General features: G+C 63.1%; 12 protein-coding genes. 8 read left to right on the forward strand and 4 right to left on the reverse strand.

From position 1 onward, the window contains the following. Position 1: 1 nt before the first annotated feature. Genes G5380_RS05175 through G5380_RS05200 form a run of 6 tightly spaced genes read left to right on the forward strand, consistent with a single transcriptional unit; the run spans position 2 to position 8,474 of the window. Positions 2 to 1,042 (forward strand): efflux RND transporter periplasmic adaptor subunit, encoded by a 1,041-nt coding sequence (locus G5380_RS05175; RefSeq protein ID WP_421352494.1) that lies wholly within the window; start codon positions 2 to 4, stop codon positions 1,040 to 1,042. After that, positions 1,035 to 4,211, forward strand: coding sequence for an efflux RND transporter permease subunit (locus tag G5380_RS05180; RefSeq protein WP_421352467.1), 3,177 nt, complete (start codon positions 1,035 to 1,037; stop codon positions 4,209 to 4,211). Before G5380_RS05175 ends, G5380_RS05180 begins: the two co-directional genes overlap by 8 nt. 27 nt (positions 4,212 to 4,238) lie before the next feature. Continuing rightward, on the forward strand, positions 4,239 to 5,378 hold the full coding sequence (locus tag G5380_RS05185; RefSeq protein ID WP_421352468.1) for an efflux RND transporter periplasmic adaptor subunit: 1,140 nt from the start codon (positions 4,239 to 4,241) through the stop codon (positions 5,376 to 5,378). Continuing rightward, positions 5,371 to 6,060 (forward strand): ABC transporter ATP-binding protein, encoded by a 690-nt coding sequence (locus G5380_RS05190; protein ID WP_421352469.1) that lies wholly within the window; start codon positions 5,371 to 5,373, stop codon positions 6,058 to 6,060. The genes G5380_RS05185 and G5380_RS05190 overlap by 8 nt, the downstream gene beginning before the upstream one ends. Further along, the gene (locus G5380_RS05195; RefSeq protein WP_421352470.1) at positions 6,061 to 7,275 is read left to right on the forward strand and encodes an ABC transporter permease; all 1,215 of its coding nucleotides are present in this window, start codon (positions 6,061 to 6,063) and stop codon (positions 7,273 to 7,275) included. Continuing rightward, positions 7,275 to 8,474 carry an ABC transporter permease gene (locus G5380_RS05200; protein ID WP_421352471.1) on the forward strand — a complete coding sequence of 400 codons (1,200 nt, stop codon included), beginning with the start codon at positions 7,275 to 7,277 and terminating at the stop codon, positions 8,472 to 8,474. The genes G5380_RS05195 and G5380_RS05200 overlap by 1 nt, the downstream gene beginning before the upstream one ends. Positions 8,475 to 8,524: 50 nt before the next feature. On the opposite strand, the gene G5380_RS05205 is transcribed toward G5380_RS05200, so the two are convergent. Next, complete coding sequence (locus G5380_RS05205; RefSeq protein ID WP_421352472.1) at positions 8,525 to 10,987, reverse strand: diguanylate cyclase domain-containing protein; 2,463 nt, start codon at positions 10,985 to 10,987, stop codon at positions 8,525 to 8,527. Positions 10,988 to 11,417: 430 nt separating this feature from the next. Between G5380_RS05205 and G5380_RS05210 the strand changes: the two genes are divergently transcribed. Then, positions 11,418 to 12,434 carry a lipoate--protein ligase A gene (locus G5380_RS05210; protein ID WP_158113190.1) on the forward strand — a complete coding sequence of 339 codons (1,017 nt, stop codon included), beginning with the start codon at positions 11,418 to 11,420 and terminating at the stop codon, positions 12,432 to 12,434. Between the two features lie 223 nt (positions 12,435 to 12,657). Continuing rightward, complete coding sequence (locus tag G5380_RS05215; RefSeq protein WP_421352473.1) at positions 12,658 to 14,352, forward strand: pyridoxal phosphate-dependent decarboxylase family protein; 1,695 nt, start codon at positions 12,658 to 12,660, stop codon at positions 14,350 to 14,352. 144 nt (positions 14,353 to 14,496) lie between these two features. On the opposite strand, the gene G5380_RS05220 is transcribed toward G5380_RS05215, so the two are convergent. From G5380_RS05220 to yiaY, 3 genes are all read right to left on the reverse strand, one after another. Continuing rightward, positions 14,497 to 15,126 carry an NAD(P)H-binding protein gene (locus G5380_RS05220; RefSeq protein ID WP_421352474.1) on the reverse strand — a complete coding sequence of 210 codons (630 nt, stop codon included), beginning with the start codon at positions 15,124 to 15,126 and terminating at the stop codon, positions 14,497 to 14,499. A gap of 184 nt (positions 15,127 to 15,310) precedes the next feature. Beyond that, entirely contained in the window at positions 15,311 to 15,649 is a 339-nt protein-coding gene (gene bamE, locus G5380_RS05225) for an outer membrane protein assembly factor BamE (RefSeq protein ID WP_005337980.1), read from the reverse strand. A 137-nt stretch (positions 15,650 to 15,786) separates the two neighbouring features. Further along, on the reverse strand, positions 15,787 to 16,938 hold the full coding sequence (gene yiaY, locus G5380_RS05230; RefSeq protein WP_421352475.1) for an L-threonine dehydrogenase: 1,152 nt from the start codon (positions 16,936 to 16,938) through the stop codon (positions 15,787 to 15,789). Between the last annotated feature and the right edge of the window lie 3 nt (positions 16,939 to 16,941).

A 16,941-nucleotide genomic window follows, 5' to 3' on the forward strand; every position in this document is an offset into this window, starting at 1 on the left:
GATGGAAAAGATCCGGTTGCTGGGGATCACCTTGTTGGTGATGACATCGCAGGCCATGACATCCCCCCGGGCCTTTGCCGCGGACATGGAGCCAGAGCCCTTGTTGACAGTGGCGCCACAGCCGGTGACCGACTGGCTGACGCTGGATGGCACCGTCAGTGCCATCAATCAGGGGACGGTGGCGGCCCAGACCAGCGGCCGGGTCTCCCGCATGCTGGTGGATGTGAACGATCAGGTGCAGGCGGGGCAGCCGCTGCTGGAGATCAGCGGCAAAGAGCAGTTTGCCGCCGTCACGGGGGCCGAGGCGCGGCTGGCGCGGGCGCAGGCTCAGCAAGTGGAAGCCGAGCGCCAGCTTGCCCGTTTTCAGGCGCTGATTGCCAAGGGGGTGATCACCCGCGCCCAGCTCGACAATGCCCAGGCGACGGATCGCGCCGCCCGCGCCGAGGTCAATGCTGCCGATGCAGCTCTCACTCAGGCCCGCGAGGCCTACGGTTATACCCGCATTCTGGCTCCCTACGCCGGAGTGGTGACCAAACGGCTGGTGGAGTTGGGGGAGACTGTCGCCCCCGGTACCCCGCTGCTCTCCGGCTTCTCCCTCGACACCTTGCGGGTGGAGGTGGAGTTGCCCCAATCCGCCCTTTCGCTGGCTCGTGAGCCTGCGGATGTGCAGGTGCTGCTGCCGGATGGCAAGTCTGTTACCCCGGTCAAACTGACCCGCTTCAACTATGCCGACAGCCAGAGCCACGCCTTCAGGTTGCGCCTCGACTTGCCGCCGCAAACCGCCGGGGTATTGCCCGGCATGTGGCTCAAGGTGCAGCTCAAGCAGGGTGAGCGTCAGGTGTTGCAGGTGCCGGATCGCGCCCTGCTGCGGCAAGGGGAGTTCAACGGCGTCTATCTGCAGCAACCCGCTGGCTGGGCCCTGACGCCGGTGCGGGTCGGCCATTGCGTCGAGGGACAGTGCGAGATCCTGGCCGGGCTGCAAGCCGGTGACAAGCTGGCTCCCGATGCCTGGGCGCAGCAGCAGGAGGTGGCCCATGAGTAGCGAGCTGAACGGCAACAAGGAGAGGCTGGGGCCTGCCGGTCGGCTGGCTGCGCTGTTTCAGGGCTCGGCCATCACGCCGCTGCTGGCGCTGGTGGGGTTGCTGCTCGGCCTGTTTGCGGTGCTGGTGACCCCCAAGGAGGAGGAGCCGCAGATCGATGTCACCTTCGCCGATGTCTACATTCCCTTCCCGGGGGCCAGCCCGGCTGAAGTGGCCTCTCTCGTTACCACCCCTGCCGAGCAGGTGGTCTCCCAGATAAAGGGCATTGATACCCTCTACTCTTTTTCCCAACCCGATGGTGCCCTGCTGGTGGTGGTGTTCAAGGTGGGGGTAAGCCGCGAGCAGGCCATCGTCGATCTCAACAACCAGCTCGACTCCAACCGCGACTGGTTGCCACAGGGGAGCGGAGTCGGTCAGCCGCTGGTGAAACCCCGGGGGATCGATGATGTCCCTATCGTCAGTTTGACCTTATGGAGCAAAGATTGGAGCAAAGAGGGGAGCAAGCAACTGGGGGCTCCCGAACTGACCCGGGTCGCCCATGAGCTGGAGACCGAACTCAAGCGCATTCCCGGTACCCGCGATATCTACACGCTGGGCAGCCAGAGCGCCGTGCTGCGGGTGATGCCGGATCCGGTGGCCCTCAGCGCCCACGGCATCAGCTGGGGCGAGCTGAGCCAGCGACTTGCTGCCGCCAATCAGGTAGGCACGACACAGGCTATCGAGCAGAACAACAGTGAGATTAAGGTGCAGGTGGGGCAGTTCCTGCAAAGCGAGCAGGAGGCTAGAGAGCTGGTAGTGGGGATGCACGACGGCAAGCCGGTCTATCTGGGGGATGTGGCCAGGGTCTCTCTGGGTCAGGAGACTCCGACCAAACGCAGCTGGATGGGGCAGGGGCAAGCCAGTTATCCGGCGGTGACCCTGGCCATCGGCAAGCAGCCAGGCCAGAACGCGGTCGAGGTGGCCAAGAGGGTGGAAGAACGGGTCGAGAGCCTCAAGAATCGACTCATCCCGGCTGGCGTCGAGGTGACGGTGACCCGTGACTACGGCGTCACCGCTGAGACCAAATCCAACACCCTGATCGGCAAGCTGATTTTTGCCACCACGGCGGTGGTGCTGCTGGTACTGGTGAGCATGGGGTGGCGCGAGGCGCTGGTGGTGGGCGTTGCCATCGTCATCACCCTGGCACTGACCCTATTTGCCAGCTGGGCGTGGGGCTTTACCCTCAACCGGGTGTCACTGTTTGCGCTGATCTTCTCCATCGGCATTCTGGTGGATGACGCTATCGTGGTGGTGGAGAACATCCACCGCCATCGCGGTTTGGGCAAGGGGGCGCTCAAGGATCTGATACCGGGGGCGGTGGACGAGGTGGGAGGGCCGACCATACTGGCGACCCTGACCGTCATTGCGGCCCTGCTGCCGATGGCCTTTGTCAGTGGCCTGATGGGCCCCTACATGAGCCCCATCCCCATCAATGCCAGTATGGGGATGCTTATCTCCCTGCTGGTGGCCTTCATCTTCTCCCCTTGGCTGGCGAGCCATTTACTCAAGGGGGAGGCGCTCGGTACCCACGGCGAGGCCAAGGCGGGTCTTTTTCACCGGCTGATGACCCCTTTCCTGATCGGTGATGGCGCCAAGCGCGCCAGACGCAAACTCTGGCTGGTGGTGTTGCTGCTGGTCGGGGCCGCCACCGCCATGCCGGTGGTGCAGTGGGTGGTGCTCAAGATGCTCCCCTTTGACAACAAGTCGGAATTTCAGCTGGTGCTCGATATGCCGGAGGGGGCGACCCTGGAGCAGACCGAGCGCACCCTGCTGGCGGTCGGGCGGGAGCTTGCCAAGGTGGAGGAGGTGAAGGATTACCAGATCTACGCCGGCACCGCCGCCCCCATCAATTTCAACGGGCTGGTGCGCCACTACTTTATCCGCAGCGGCGCCAACGTGGGGGATATTCAGGTCAATCTGGTGGACAAGCATGAGCGGGATCGCAGCAGTCACCAGATTGCCCAGTCGGTTCGGGAGCCGCTGCAGGCTATCGCCAGTGCGGCAGGGGGCAACCTCAAGGTGGTAGAGGTGCCCCCCGGCCCGCCGGTCTGGTCCCCCATCGTTGCCGAGATCTATGGCCCGACTCAGGCCGCCCGCGAAGCGGCCGCTCGCGCCGTACAGGCCCGTTTTGTGGCCACGGCGGATCTGGTGGATGTGGATATCTATCTGACCGACCCGCAGCCCAAGTGGCGGCTGGTGGTGGATCGCAGCAAGGCGGCCCTGCTCGGGGTCGATCTCGGGGATCTGGTGAACACCCTCAATGGCGGGGTGGGTTATCAGGATGCCAGCTGGCTGCAGGGGCATGGTGCCAAGTATCCGGTGCCGATCCGCATCGAACTGGCACCCGGTGACAAACGGGATCTGGCGGGCGTGCTGGCCCTCAAGGTGCGCAGCCAGAGCGGCCAGCTGGTGCGGGTCTCCGAGCTGGTGAGTCGCCGTGATGAGCTGGCCCCCAGCTATATCATGCACAAGAACATGCAGCCCATGGTGATGGTGGTGGCCGACATGGGTGGCCACACCGACAGCCCGCTCTACGGCATGTTTGCCGCCGGTGCCGACATCGACCTGCCCCAATATTACGTGCAGCAGCCCGACAAGCTGGGGGAGGTGGCGCTGTTGTGGGACGGGGAGTGGAAGATCACCTACGAGACCTTCCGCGACATGGGTATCGCCTACGGGGTGGGGATGATCCTCATCTACCTGCTGGTGGTGGCCCAGTTCCGCTCCTATCTGGTGCCACTCATCATCATGGCTCCCATTCCGCTCACCATCATAGGGGTGATGCCGGGCCACGCCCTGCTGGGGGCCCAGTTTACCGCTACCTCGATGATCGGGATGATCGCCCTGGCCGGGATCATCGTACGCAACAGCATCCTGCTGGTGGACTTTATCGAGCAGCAGCGCAGCGCCGGAGTGGCGTTCGAGCAGGCGGTGATCGAAGCGGCGCAGGTGCGGGCCAAACCCATCATGCTGACGGCGTTGGCGGCGATGATCGGAGCTCTGTTTATCCTCGATGATCCCATCTTCAACGGACTGGCCATCAGCCTGATTTTCGGGATCCTGGTCTCCACTTTGCTCACCCTGGTGGTGATACCCTTGCTCTATTATGCCCTGCTCTCCCGACGCTCATGACGGGAGTCACTAGCGAAAGGATGCGCGATGAAGAGAGGTTGGTTGTGGTGGGGAAGTGGCGCTGTGGTAGCGGTGGCTGCGGCAGCATGGTGGTGGCGACCGCAGCCTACGCCGATCAGGCTGGCAGAGGTCGGGCGGGGGGATGTGCTGGTCACCGTGGTCAACACCCGGGCCGGCACCATCAAGTCGTGCCAGCGGGCCGGACTCAGTCTGCCTGGTGGCGGCGTGGTGGAGCAGATCGCCGTCAAGGCCGGGGAGCGGGTGGCGCAGGGAGATCTGCTGCTGACCCTCTGGAGTGACGATATTCACGCCGATCTCGCCCGGGCCCGCGCCCAGCAGGCCCTTGGCAAGACCCAGCGCGAGGAGCGTTGCAGCGAGGCGGCCTACTACGAGCGGGAGGCCAACCGGCTGGCCACCTTGCTGGCCAAAAACCTCACCTCCCGCACCCTCGCCGAGCAGGCCCAGAATCTGGCCGATACCCGCCGCTATGTCTGTCAGGCATCCCGTCAGCAGGAGCGGGTTGACGAGGCGCAGGTCGCCCAGGTGGAGGCACGCTTGAGCGAGCGCCGCTTGCTGGCGCCGTTTGCCGGAGTGGTGGCGGAGGTCAACAGCAAGCTGGGCGAATACATGACCCCCTCACCGCCCGGAGTGGCCATGCCTCCGGTGATCGATCTTATCGATGATAAGTGTCTGTATGTCTCAGCCCCCATCGATGAGGTGGATGCCGCCCGCCTCAAGGTGGGCCAGTCTGCCCGGGTACTGCTCGATGCCATGCCCGGGCGCGATTTTGCCGCTACCGTCACCCGTATCGCCCCCTATGTGAAGGAGCTGGAGAAGCAGGCCCGCACCGTCGAGGTGGAGGCATCGCTCACTGCCCTGCCCACCGATGTGCCCCTGCTTATCGGCTACAGCGCCGACCTTGAGGTCGAGGTGACCCGCGCCACCGATGTGCTGCGGGTGGCGGCCAGCAGCCGGGCCGACGATGGCAGCGTGCTGCGGCTGGAAGGGGATAAGCTGGTGCGGGTGATGCCCCGTTGGGGCGTGGAGAACTGGAACTGGATTGAAGTCGCCGAGGGGCTTGCCACCGGTGATCGGCTGGCGGCTCAGCCCGGACAGATTGTCGGGGAAGGCCCCTTCAGCGCCGCCACGGAGCAGACGGATGAGTGATCTCATTCACCTTGATGCCGTCAGCCGTCGTTTCACCCTGGGGGGGAGCGAAGTAGCTGCCCTCGATCGTGTATCCCTGCGGGTTGCCGAGGGGGAGTATCTGGCGGTGATGGGCCCCTCGGGCTCCGGCAAATCGACCCTGCTCAATGTGCTGGGGCTGCTGGATCGGCCCGATGAGGGGCGTTACTGGCTGGGAGGGGAGGATACCGCCACCCTGTCAGAGCCGGCACAGGCCCAGCTGCGCGGCCATCGCATCGGCTTTGTGTTCCAGTCGTTTCACCTTATCTCCCGCCTCACCGCCCGTGAAAACGTCGAGCTGCCGCTGATGCTGTGCGGGATCGCCCCCGCCGAGCGCCATCGTCGCAGTCAGCAGTTGCTGGGGGAACTGGGGCTGGAGAACCGGGCCGGACACCGCCCTGCCGAGCTCTCCGGTGGTCAGCGTCAGCGGGTGGCCATCGCCCGGGCCATGGCAATGGCGCCGCGGCTGATCCTGGCCGACGAGCCCACCGGCAATCTCGACTCCCGCTCCGGGGAGGAGGTTATTACCCTGCTGGAGGGGCTCAACCGGGAGCAGGGGATCACGCTTGTGGTGGTAACCCACGACCCGCGCCTCGGTGATCGGGCGGGCAGGCGGATCCTGATGAACGATGGCCGCATCAACATTGATAGCGGCGGTGGCTGAATGCGGCGCCCCGATGTGATCCGCTTTGCCGCCGTGGCCCTGCTGCGCCAGCGCTCACGGGCGCTGGTCTTGATCCTGGCGGTGAGTCTGAGCGTCACCTCGGTGCTGCTGCTCACCGCGCTGGGGGAGGGGGCGAGGCGCTATGTGGCCGACCAGTTCAGTTCTCTTGGCAAGGATCTGCTGGTGATGTTCCCGGGCCGCAAGGAGACCACCGGCGGGCTGCCGCCGGTCACCGGAAACAGTCTGCGGCAGATCACTCTCGATGATATGCACTACCTTGGCCAGCATCAGCCAAACGTGCGGCTGGTGCCGCTGGTGATGGGCTTTGCCGAGGCCAAACAGGAGGCGCGGCTGCGCCAGACCATGCTGCTTGGCAGCAGCAACGGGCTGCGCGATACCCACGGGCTGGAACTGCTCTCCGGCCGCTGGCTGCCGGGAGATGCCGCAGAGGATCGCTCGGCCGTTCTGCTCGGGGCCAAGGTGGCCCGTGAGCTGTTCGGTCAGGCCGATCCGGTCGGCCAGTGGCTGCGTTTTGACAATCGTCGCTTTCGGGTGGTGGGGGTCTTCACCAGCCAGAGCAGCAATCTGGGGATGGATATGGCCGAGGCCGCGCTGATCCCGGTCGGTAGCGCCATGCGGCTGTTCAATACCGAGGGACTGTTTCGGCTGCTGATCCAGCCGCTGGCGGGGCAAGCCGTGCCCTCGCTGGTCAAGCGACTGGAGCAGTTGATGCAGGCGCGCCATGGGGTGCTCGATGTGACCGTGGTGCGCCGTGACGCCATGCTGGCTACCTTCTCCACCATTCTCTCGACCCTCACCCTGGCAGTTGCCGGTATCGGCGCCATCAGCCTGCTGGTCTCCGGCATCATGATGATGAATCTGGCGCTGATCAGCACCCGCCAGCGCACTGGCGAGATCGGCCTGCTCAAGGCGCTGGGGGCCGACAGCCGCCAGATCCGCCAGCTGTTCTTGTGGGAGGCGCTGCTGCTGAGCGGCAGTGGCGCGCTGTTTGGCACGGTCTTGGGCTATGCCCTGGTTGGCCTCGCTGGAGTGATTTGGCCCGGATTTCCGGCGGCGGTCCCTCTGCTCGCTACTTTCTGCACCATACCGGCGGCCCTGCTGACCGGGCTGTTTTTTAGCTGGCTGCCCGCTTCCCGTGCAGCACGGCAAGATCCGGTCAGCAGCCTGCGCAGCGGGCAGTGGAGCGGTGGCTGATGCGCGCCGCTGATCTGCTGTTCTGGCTCTGGCGCGCCTTGCTGGCTGGGCGCAGTCGCAGCCTGCTGTCGGCGCTCGGCATCGCCATCGGGATCGCCTCGGTGACCCTGCTCACCGGCATCGGCGAGGGGCTCAGGCTCTATCTGCTCGACAGCTTCTCCCAATTTGGCACCCGGTTGATCGCCGTGACCCCAGGCAAGACCGAAACCGCAGGCGGCCCGCCCGGCATCCTCTCCAGCAGCCGTCCCCTGCTGCTGGAGGACGCCGATGCCCTCGCCAGATTGGCAGGGATAGAGGCGGCGCTCCCTGTGGTGCAGGGGCAAGGGGAGGTGCGCAGCCGCGGGCTCACCCGCAGCACCGCTATTCTGGGCACAGGCTCGGCGGCGCTCTCCGGCTGGCGACTCACCCTGGTGCAGGGGCGTTTTCTGCCCGCGGACGACAGTGCCATGCCCCGCGCCTATGCGGTGCTGGGGGCCAAGGTGGCGGCTGAGCTGTTTCCTGGGGGCGATGCGCCTGGGAGTCTGCTGCGCGCCGGTGATCGCCGTTTTCGGGTGGCCGGGGTGCTGGCGCCCAAGGGGCAATTTCTCGGCTTTGATCTGGACGACATGATCTATCTGCCTGCCGCTCACGCCCAGGCGCTGTTCAACAAGGAGGGGCTGCAGGAGATCGATGTCATCTATCGCGCCGGACAGACGGAGGCCGACATCACCGCCCAGATCCGACGCGTGCTGATCGCCCGCCACGGCGCCGAGGATTTCACCCTCACCTCCCAGCAGGACATGCTGACCAGCCTCGACAAGATACTCTCCATCATCAAGCTGGCGGTTGGCGGGCTCGGCATTATCTCGCTGCTGATCGGGGCGGTCGGCATCTTCAGCATCATGAGCATCGCCCAGCAGGATCGGATCCCCGAAGTGGGCTTACTGATGGCGCTGGGCTGCCCACGGCGGCGCATTCTATTGCTGTTCCTGCTCGAAGCCGTGGTGCTGGCGCTGCTGGGCGGAGCCATGGGGTTGGCCCTGCTCGGCGGGCTCAAGCTGCTGCTCACCCTGCTGGCGGCCGGCTTGCCGCTCACCCTCCATCCTCTCTATCTGCTGCTGGCGCTCGGTTGCAGCGCCCTGGTGGGCCTGCTGGCCGGGGTCGCTCCTGCGCTGCGGGCAGTGCGTCTCGACCCAGTAGTTGCCCTGCGCGGTGACTAGGTCGCCCCTTTCGCAAGAGGCTCGTTGCGCTCGGGTCTGAAAAGGGGGGACTAGGTGACCACCTCCGCAACCGACAGGCTGCGCTCAGATCTGAACAGAGGGAAGTAGCGGCGATCGGCCTGACTCATGTGGCCGACCACTAGCTCCTGAATGATGAAGTTGAGCAACTCGTCGTTGCCCAGCGTCCCCGCTTTGGCAGCGTGCAGCAGTTGGCTTGCTTTGTTGAGCAGGCGCTGGTGATCCTGACGGTGGCTGACGAGTTCCTGATAGTCGATCTCCGCCAGCATCTGCTCTTCAAAGGCGAAATGATGGCGGGCCATGTCGAACAGGCTCTCCAGACTCTCCAGAAACGGGGCCGGATCCTCGTGCTGATCTTTCATCCGCTCCAGCAGCCGGTTGGTCAGCACGAAGAGCTGGCGATGCTCGGCATCGATGCGCGGGTGACCGCACTCGTGGCCGGGTTGCCACAGCAGGGCGCCCTGCTCGGGATCAAGGCCTTCGGTATAGAGGCAGACCCGGCCGCGGCCGCGATTCTTCGCCTGATACATGGCCTGATCGGCGTGGTGCATCAGCGTCTTGGCATCCTCCCCGTGCTCGGGATAGAGCGCCAGCCCGATACTGCTGGAGATAAGCAGCTCCTGCCCCTCCAGCTGGAACGGATGGCGCAGCTGCTGGTGCAGCTTGTCGGCCACCGCCAGCACTTCGTCGCCACTTTCCGGCAGCAAGATAACGAACTCGTCGCCCCCCAGCCGTGCTACCAGATCCTGTTTGCGCACGCAGTGGCTCATCCGCTCGGCCACCATATTGAGCAGAATATCCCCGGTCTCATGGCCGAAGGTGTCGTTGATCGGCTTGAAGTGATCGAGATCGATAAACATCAGCGCCAGCGGACTGGGCGTCTCCTGCTCCATCAGCTCCTTGAGCCGTTGCTGCAGCAAGCGGCGATTGGGCAGCCCGGTGAGGGGGTCGAAGAAGGCGAGGCGGCGCATCATCTCCTCTCGCGCTGCCCGCTCGGTGATATCCCGGGTGACCCCGAGGATCGCCTCCGGCTGGGCATTGTGGTTGCCATGGAGGGTGGTGATGGTTTCGGTGGCCACCAGATGGCCATCCTTGTGGCGCAGCTGGGTGCGAATGACCCGGCGGGTCTGGTCATGTTCACCCCGCTGCCAGGCCTCCAGAGTGGCGGAGATCTCCTCACGCAGCAGTTGCCTTGAGGCATCCGGTAGCAGCTGTTTGAGAGGGAGGGCAAACAGCTCGGGGGCCTCGTAGCCGCTCAGGGGGGCGATGGCCGGGCTGACATAGCGAAAGCGCAAGCTGGCGGCATCCATGGTCCAGATCACATCGGCGCTGTTCTCCGCCACGAAGCGATAGTGCTGCTCGCTCTGGGCCAGTTCACGGGTCAGCCGCTGGCGATCCCGCGCCTCCTGGCACAGGCGCAGATAGAGGTGCAAGAAGATGCCGAGCAGGGTCATCAGGGTAAAGGTGATGAGCATGGCTACCGCCACGCTCTTGTCGAGCAGTTGCCGTTGCTGGCGTAGCCGCTCCTGCGCCGGGTCGTAGATAAAGCGGTCGAGGTTGGGCAATACCGTGAGCATGCCCGCCTCCAGATAGGTTTTGGCGATCTGCAGCCAGCGCTCCTGCTGCATGTAGCCAGGTTCGATCAGATCCGGCTGCATCAGCGCTCTGGTTTCGCGAGCCTCGAACTCCAGCTGTTCACGGCCAGCCCCGGTCGGGTACTGCTCCATGATGAGGTTGATCATCTCTTCGGGGTGGTCCATCGCATAGCGCCACCCCTTGAGGCTGGCCTGCTGGAAGGCGTAGACCCGATCCTGTCGGGTGATCAGCTCCCGCTCGGAGGTAAACAGGTTGTCGCCGTAGAAGTCGAAGTCGATGGTGCGCGGACTGAAGACCCGATAGGGGATCCCTTTTTGTTGCAGATAGAAGGGCTCGGTAGTGCTGTAGGCGCTGATGGCATCCACCTTGCCCGCCAGCAGTGCCTCTATCCCCTGTTTGTAGGGAAGGGTGACCCAGTCGCGGCTGCGGGTCTGGTGGGAAAGGTAGGTCAGCAGCTCGTTGGAGCCCGGCTCCAGCATCAGTCGCTTGTTGGCCAGATCGGCCGGGTTGCGAATATCTGGCCGATCCAGCGTGAGCAGAACCAGCGGCGAGTGCTGCAGCAGGGCGGCGAGCACCACCACCGGACGACCGGCAGCCCGATCCAGCAGCAGATCACTGCCGCTGATGCCAAACTGGGCCTTTCCCGAGATCACCTCGCTGACCACATCGGTGCGGGAGTCCGCTTCACGCAAGGTCACATGCAGACCGGCCTCCCGATAAAACCCTTTGGCGATGGCTGCGTAGTAACCGGCAAACTGGAACTGGTGCTGCCACGGCAACTGGACGATGACCTGCTCGCCGGCTCGCACGGGGGAAGAGGTCAGGGTCGTGATGACCATACTGACCAGCATTGGCATAAACCAGCTGAGGGGCTGGCGGGGCGCTGCGTTCTCCGTCATACAACGTTTCTCTCGGGAGCGGTGTCTAGGCTAGATTCAAGCAATTTTGTGTCACCTGCAAGGGGAGAAAAGGCGTTTGCAATGGGGTATAGGGGGGTTGGAAAGTCATTTTTGTGTCGTTCATCACACGGGATGGATACATGCCGTTTTTTTGCAAGTTATGTGACCAATAAGAGAGTCATATGGCCTATCGAAGTGGTCGCATTCTAGCCACTTTTTCCCATTTTTATCGTTGGCATTGTGGCTTGACTGCATTTTTTCCGTGGTTGCACGTCAAGCTGTGTCGTTATATCAATAGATACTTTTATGGGGCAGTCAGGTGTGACGCAAATGTATCGCGGCTGCTGCGCACCGGTTAATGTGCAACGGCTCAGTGATGGTACCCCGTCAGTGTTATCATGCTGCCCCCAGTTCAGGATAAGGTCTTTTTATGTCCCGCTTGCGTCTGCTTGTCTCCGACTCTCACGATCCCCTGTTCAATCTGGCCGTTGAGGAGTGCATCTTCCGCCAGATGGACCCCGGCCAGCGGGTGCTGTTCCTCTGGCGCAATGCCAATACCGTGGTGATTGGCCGTGCCCAGAACCCGTGGAAGGAGTGCAATACCCGCCGCATGGAAGAGGACGGGGTGACCCTGGCGCGTCGCAGCAGCGGTGGCGGCGCCGTGTTCCACGACCTTGGCAACAGCTGCTTCACCTTCATGGCGGGCAAGCCGGAGTATGACAAGAGCGTCTCCACCGCCATAGTGCTGGACGGGCTCAAGCGATTGGGGATAGAAGCCTTTGCCTCCGGTCGCAACGATCTGCTGGTGGCCACCCCGGACGGGGAGCGCAAGGTATCGGGGTCGGCCTATCGGGAGACTCTGGATCGCGGATTCCACCACGGCACCCTGCTGCTGGACGCCGATCTCGGCCGCCTTGCCAACTACCTCAACCCCGACCCCAAGAAGCTGGCGGCCAAGGGGATCACCTCGGTGCGCAGCCGGGTGGCCAATCTGTGCGAACTGCTGCCGGGGCTCGACCATCAACAGGTGAGTGAGGCGCTGCAGGAGGCCTTCTTCCACCATTACGGCGCGCGAGTTGAGCCCGAGCATATCTCCCCGGAGCAGATGCCGGATCTGCCGGGCTTTGCCGAGACCTTCGCCCGCCAGCGCAGTTGGGAGTGGAACTACGGCCATGCACCGGCTTTCAGCCATCTGCTGGAGGAGCGGTTCAGCTGGGGCGGGGTGGAGCTGCACTTTGATGTGGAGAAAGGGGTCATCACCCGGGCGCAGCTCTTTAGCGATACTCTGGAGCCGGCCCCGTTTGATCTGCTGGCGGCCGAACTGGCGGGTTGCGGCTATCGACTGGACGCGGTTTCCGCGCGCCTGCAGCCCTGGCTGGCGGCCTTCCCGCAGCAGCAGAGCGAGCTGGCGGAGTTTGCCGAGTGGCTGTTGACCTCCCTGCGTTAAGGGGGGCACTGCACTGATGGCGGTCCGTTAGTGAGGGCGCTGTCAGCCAGGATGGGAGCAAGATCACGAAATATAAAGAGGCGCCTCAAAGGCGCCTTTTTGCCAGCCCTTGTGATGGCTGATACATGACAAAAAGTAGGGTAGGCCATTAGATATTGTCACTGTCGGCCCCGCTGGTACAGGGGTATAACGGCCGCACATTTGCTGTACTAATGGTATAAAAATGAGTGACTTAGTTTATCTTCAAGACGAAAGCGTCAATGCCGTCCACCCCGATTTTTCCGCCCGTTTCGCCACAGTCAAAGCCAACTTTTTCTCGCGCAATCCCGATCTCTGGCCCGTTTTTCGCGAACCCGGATTTGCCACCCTCAACGAATTTCGGGCCCGTGGCCTGGCGCCGGATGCCCGCCTGAACGCCTGGCCTGATGGCCGTGCCCGCCTGGCCGATCTCTGCGAGACCATGCCGGTGCCCGCCACCATGCGCACCCCGGGCGAGCCGATGGCCGAGCTGCTGTTTGCCGCCGCCCTGTCGAAGGATTGGGAGAACCCCTCCAGCGTCGAGAACGTCATCACCATGTCGGCGGATCCCGCTATCTATGGCGCCCAGCTGGGCATTCTGGCCAACCCCAATCTGGTCTACTCCGAATACGCCGGGGTCGCCGAGGAGCTGGAGAAGAAGGTAGTGCGCCAGATTGCGCTGCTGGCAGGCTATGACCCCGAGCGGGCCACCGGCATCTTCACCCAGGGGGGGACCTTCTGTAACCTCTACGGCTACCTGCTCGGCATTCGCAAAACTTTGCCGGAGGCCAAGCACAAGGGGCTCGGTCACTATCAGGATTACCGCATCATCAACTCCCAGGGGGGGCATTACTCCAACATCACCAACCTCTCCCTGCTCGGGGTCGACATCGAGAACAAGACCATCCGCATTCAGGTCGGCGAGAACAACGACATCGATCTCGACCACCTCGAGCGCACCCTGACCGCCTGTTTTGCCCTCAAACACGTGGTGCCCACCATCATGCTCACCATGGGCACCACCGACACCTTCGGGGTGGATCAGGTGAAACCCGTGTTCGAGCTGCGCAATCGCCTCTGCGAGCAGTTCGAGGTGGCGGTCAAGCCCCATATCCACGTCGATGCCGCCATCGGCTGGTCGATGATCTTCTTCCTGGGTTACGACTTTGCCGCCAACCCGCTCGCCATCAACAGCGCCACTCTGGCGGGGATCGAGCGCAACGTGGCGCGCTTTGCCGAGCTGAAATATGCCGACTCCTTCACCGTCGACTTCCAGAAGTGGGGCTATGTGCCCTACACCTCCAGCTTGGTGATGATCAAGGAGCAGGATGACCTCAAGGCGATGGAGAATGACCCGGAGAACTTCTCCTACTTCGAGCGGGACATTCAGGGCCAGACCCACCTGCAATCCACCATCGAGTGCTCCCGCGGCGCGAGCGGTCTGTTTGGTGCCTATGCGGCGCTCAACTATATGGGGGTCGAGGGGTATCGCACCGTGCTGGCCCACTGCCTGCAAAATGCCAACTACTTCCGCTATCGCCTGAGTCAGCTTGGCAACGTCAAGCTGGTGGCGCAGGAGAATCAGGGGCCGAGCGTCGGCTTCAAGATCTACAACCCCGAGTGGGTGAGCGATCCGGAAGCCGAGTTCGCCTTCGAGCTGGCCCGCTCCAGCGACCCTGCCTACAAGGCGCGGCTGCAGCGTAACACCGACTATCACCGCAGCCTGTTCAAGGGGCGCGGCAAGGTGGGGCTCTACACCAACTGGGTGGAGGCGGTGGCCCATTCCGACTATGACGCCCGCGGCAAATACTCCTACATCGCAGGGGAGAAGGCGGTCTTTATGAACCCCGCCTGCACCCGCGAGCAGATCGACACCTTTATCGACCATATTCGCGGTTGATGGATGTTGCCCTGACAGCCGAGTGCAGCCTGTGATGGCAAGAGGCGGTCAGGGTTCCTCGCCAACAGATAAACAAAGGGCAAGCCAATTGGCTTGCCCTGCTGTTTTTACGGCATAGAGCTTAAGTAGTGGGGAAGGCCGGGTTCAGAGGGCCAGCAGTTGCTCGTTTTCGACAATCTCGCACCCGGCGGGCAGTTTCGAGAGGGCGATCATGGCGCGAGCCACCTGACTGGCCTCGATGGCGCGCCAGCGGGCGAGTTTGCCCACCAGCAGTGGCCGAAACAGCGGGTAGATGGTCTGAAAGATCTGCTCGGAGAGGCGCGGTGGCTGGCGATCTCCGAGCAGCATAGCGGGCCGCACGATGGCGAGCCGTGGCCAGGATTGGGCCAGCAGGGCCTGCTCCATCTCCCCCTTGGTTCGCGGATAGAGAGCCGGGGACGATGCACTGGCCCCCATGCTTGAGACCACGATCAGCCGTTGACAGCCGTGGCGGCGGGCCAGTTCGGCAAAGGCGACCACATAGTCGAGATCGACCCGGCGAAACGCCTCGGCTGAACCGGCATCCTTGCGGGTGGTGCCGAGGGCACAGAAGGCGATATCCACCGGGCGGGAGAGGGTGACGCTGGCCAGATCATCAAAATTGACCGGCAGCCAGTGGTGTGCCTCCTTGCCCGGCTTGCGACAGAGCAGGGTCAGTTCATGTTCGGCAGGCAGTTGCTGCACCAGTTCGCGACCGATCAGGCCGCTGGCCCCGGCAATCAGGATCCGGCTCATGGGGATTCTCCCTGTGTCATTCGATGGTGTTGATGCCATGGTGGCTGCTCATCAGCATCAGGCAATTTGCAGGCAGCTGCAATGGGAGGAGATGACACGACATCCCCTGACAGGATAACGGGCAAGATAGATAGTGCGGAGGCTGAATAAAACAAAACCGGCGCGAGGCCGGTTTTGCGGGATATCAGAGCGGGGTATTAAAAGCGGCTGGCAGCGGGAAGTCACCCGTCACTGTGGTCAGCCTGTCGTTGGCGAAGGTGACAGTGAGCTCTTTGCGCTCCTTGTCGCCGTGGCCCGGCTGGAATTCATAGAGGTAGTACCAGGTGTTGGGGTCAAAGCCGTCACGCAACATGGGGGTTCCCAGTACATAGCTGACCTGCTCGCGGGTCATCCCCTGGCGCAGTTTGTCGACCTGTTTTTGTTCCACATAGTTGCCTTGGGGAATATCGATACGATAGACCAGGCTGCAACCGGAGAGGGTGAGGGCGGTCAGGGCCGCGGCAATCAGGTGTTTCATCCGCATAACGAGTTCAGATCATCCATACAGTCTTTTTTGGCTCGGCAAATCATACCGACTCCCTCCACGGAAGTAAAAAGCCATTGATCCATCAGCCAATAAAAAGGGCCGCACTGCGACCCTTTCTGGCAATCCGGCAGCCGTTACATGGCGGCGCGGAAGATGGCGACGATCTCTTCGTGGCTCGCCTGTTTCGGGTTGGTGAAGCCGCAGGCATCTTTCAGGGCGTTGCTGGCCAGGGTATCGAAGTCATCGGCCTTGACGCCGAGCTGCTCCAGACCGGCCGGGATCTTCACATCCCGCGCCAGCTGCTTGATGGCGGCAATGGCAGCGGCAGCGCCCTGCTCGTCGCTCATGGCGCTCACGTCAACACCCATGTAGCGGGCCACATCCTTCAGACGAGCCGCGCTCACCTGGGCGTTGAACGCCTGAACGTGGGGCAGCAGCACGGCGTTGCAGACACCGTGGGGCAGGTCATAGAAACCGCCCAGCTGGTGGGCCATGGCGTGCACATAGCCCAGGCTTGCGTTGTTGAAGGCCATACCGGCCAGGAACTGGGCATAGGCCATCTGTTCGCGGGCATGCAGATCATCACCGTGGTTGACGGCGGTGCGCAGGTGCTTGGCAATCAGCTCGATGGCCATCACGGCGCTGGCATCGGTCACCGGGGTGGCGATGGTGGAAACATAGGCCTCGATGGCATGGGTCAGGGCATCCATGCCGGTAGCGGCGGTCAGACCGGCCGGCTTGGCCAGCATCAGCTCGGGGTCGTTGACTGACATCAGCGGGGTAACGTGCTTGTCGATGATGGCCATTTTCACGTGGCGCGCTTCGTCGGTGATGATGCAGAAGCGGGTCATCTCGGAGGCGGTACCGGCGGTGGTGTTGATGGCGATAAGCGGCAGTTGCGGCTTGGCGGAGCGATCCACCCCTTCGTAATCCTTGATGTTGCCACCGTTGGCGGCAACCAGCGCGATGCCTTTGGCACAGTCGTGGGGCGAGCCGCCACCCAGCGAGATGACGCAGTCGCAGCCGTTGGCCTTGATCATCGCCAGACCCGCTTCGACGTTGCTGGTGGTGGGGTTGGGTTTGGTCTCATCGAAAACTGCGCTTTCAATGCCATGTTCAGCCAACAGGGTGGTGAGCTTGGCGACCACGCCGATCTGGTTGAGGATTTTGTCGGTGACGATGAGCGCCTTGCGATAGCCGTAACCCTTGATATCGGCGGCAGCCTCTTGCAGGCAGCCGGCACCCATCAGGTTGATTGCGGGAATATAGAATTTGAATGTAGCCATGAT

Source organism: Aeromonas sp. 604443 (assembly GCF_049170315.1).
Lineage (GTDB): Bacteria > Pseudomonadota > Gammaproteobacteria > Enterobacterales > Aeromonadaceae > Aeromonas > Aeromonas veronii_A.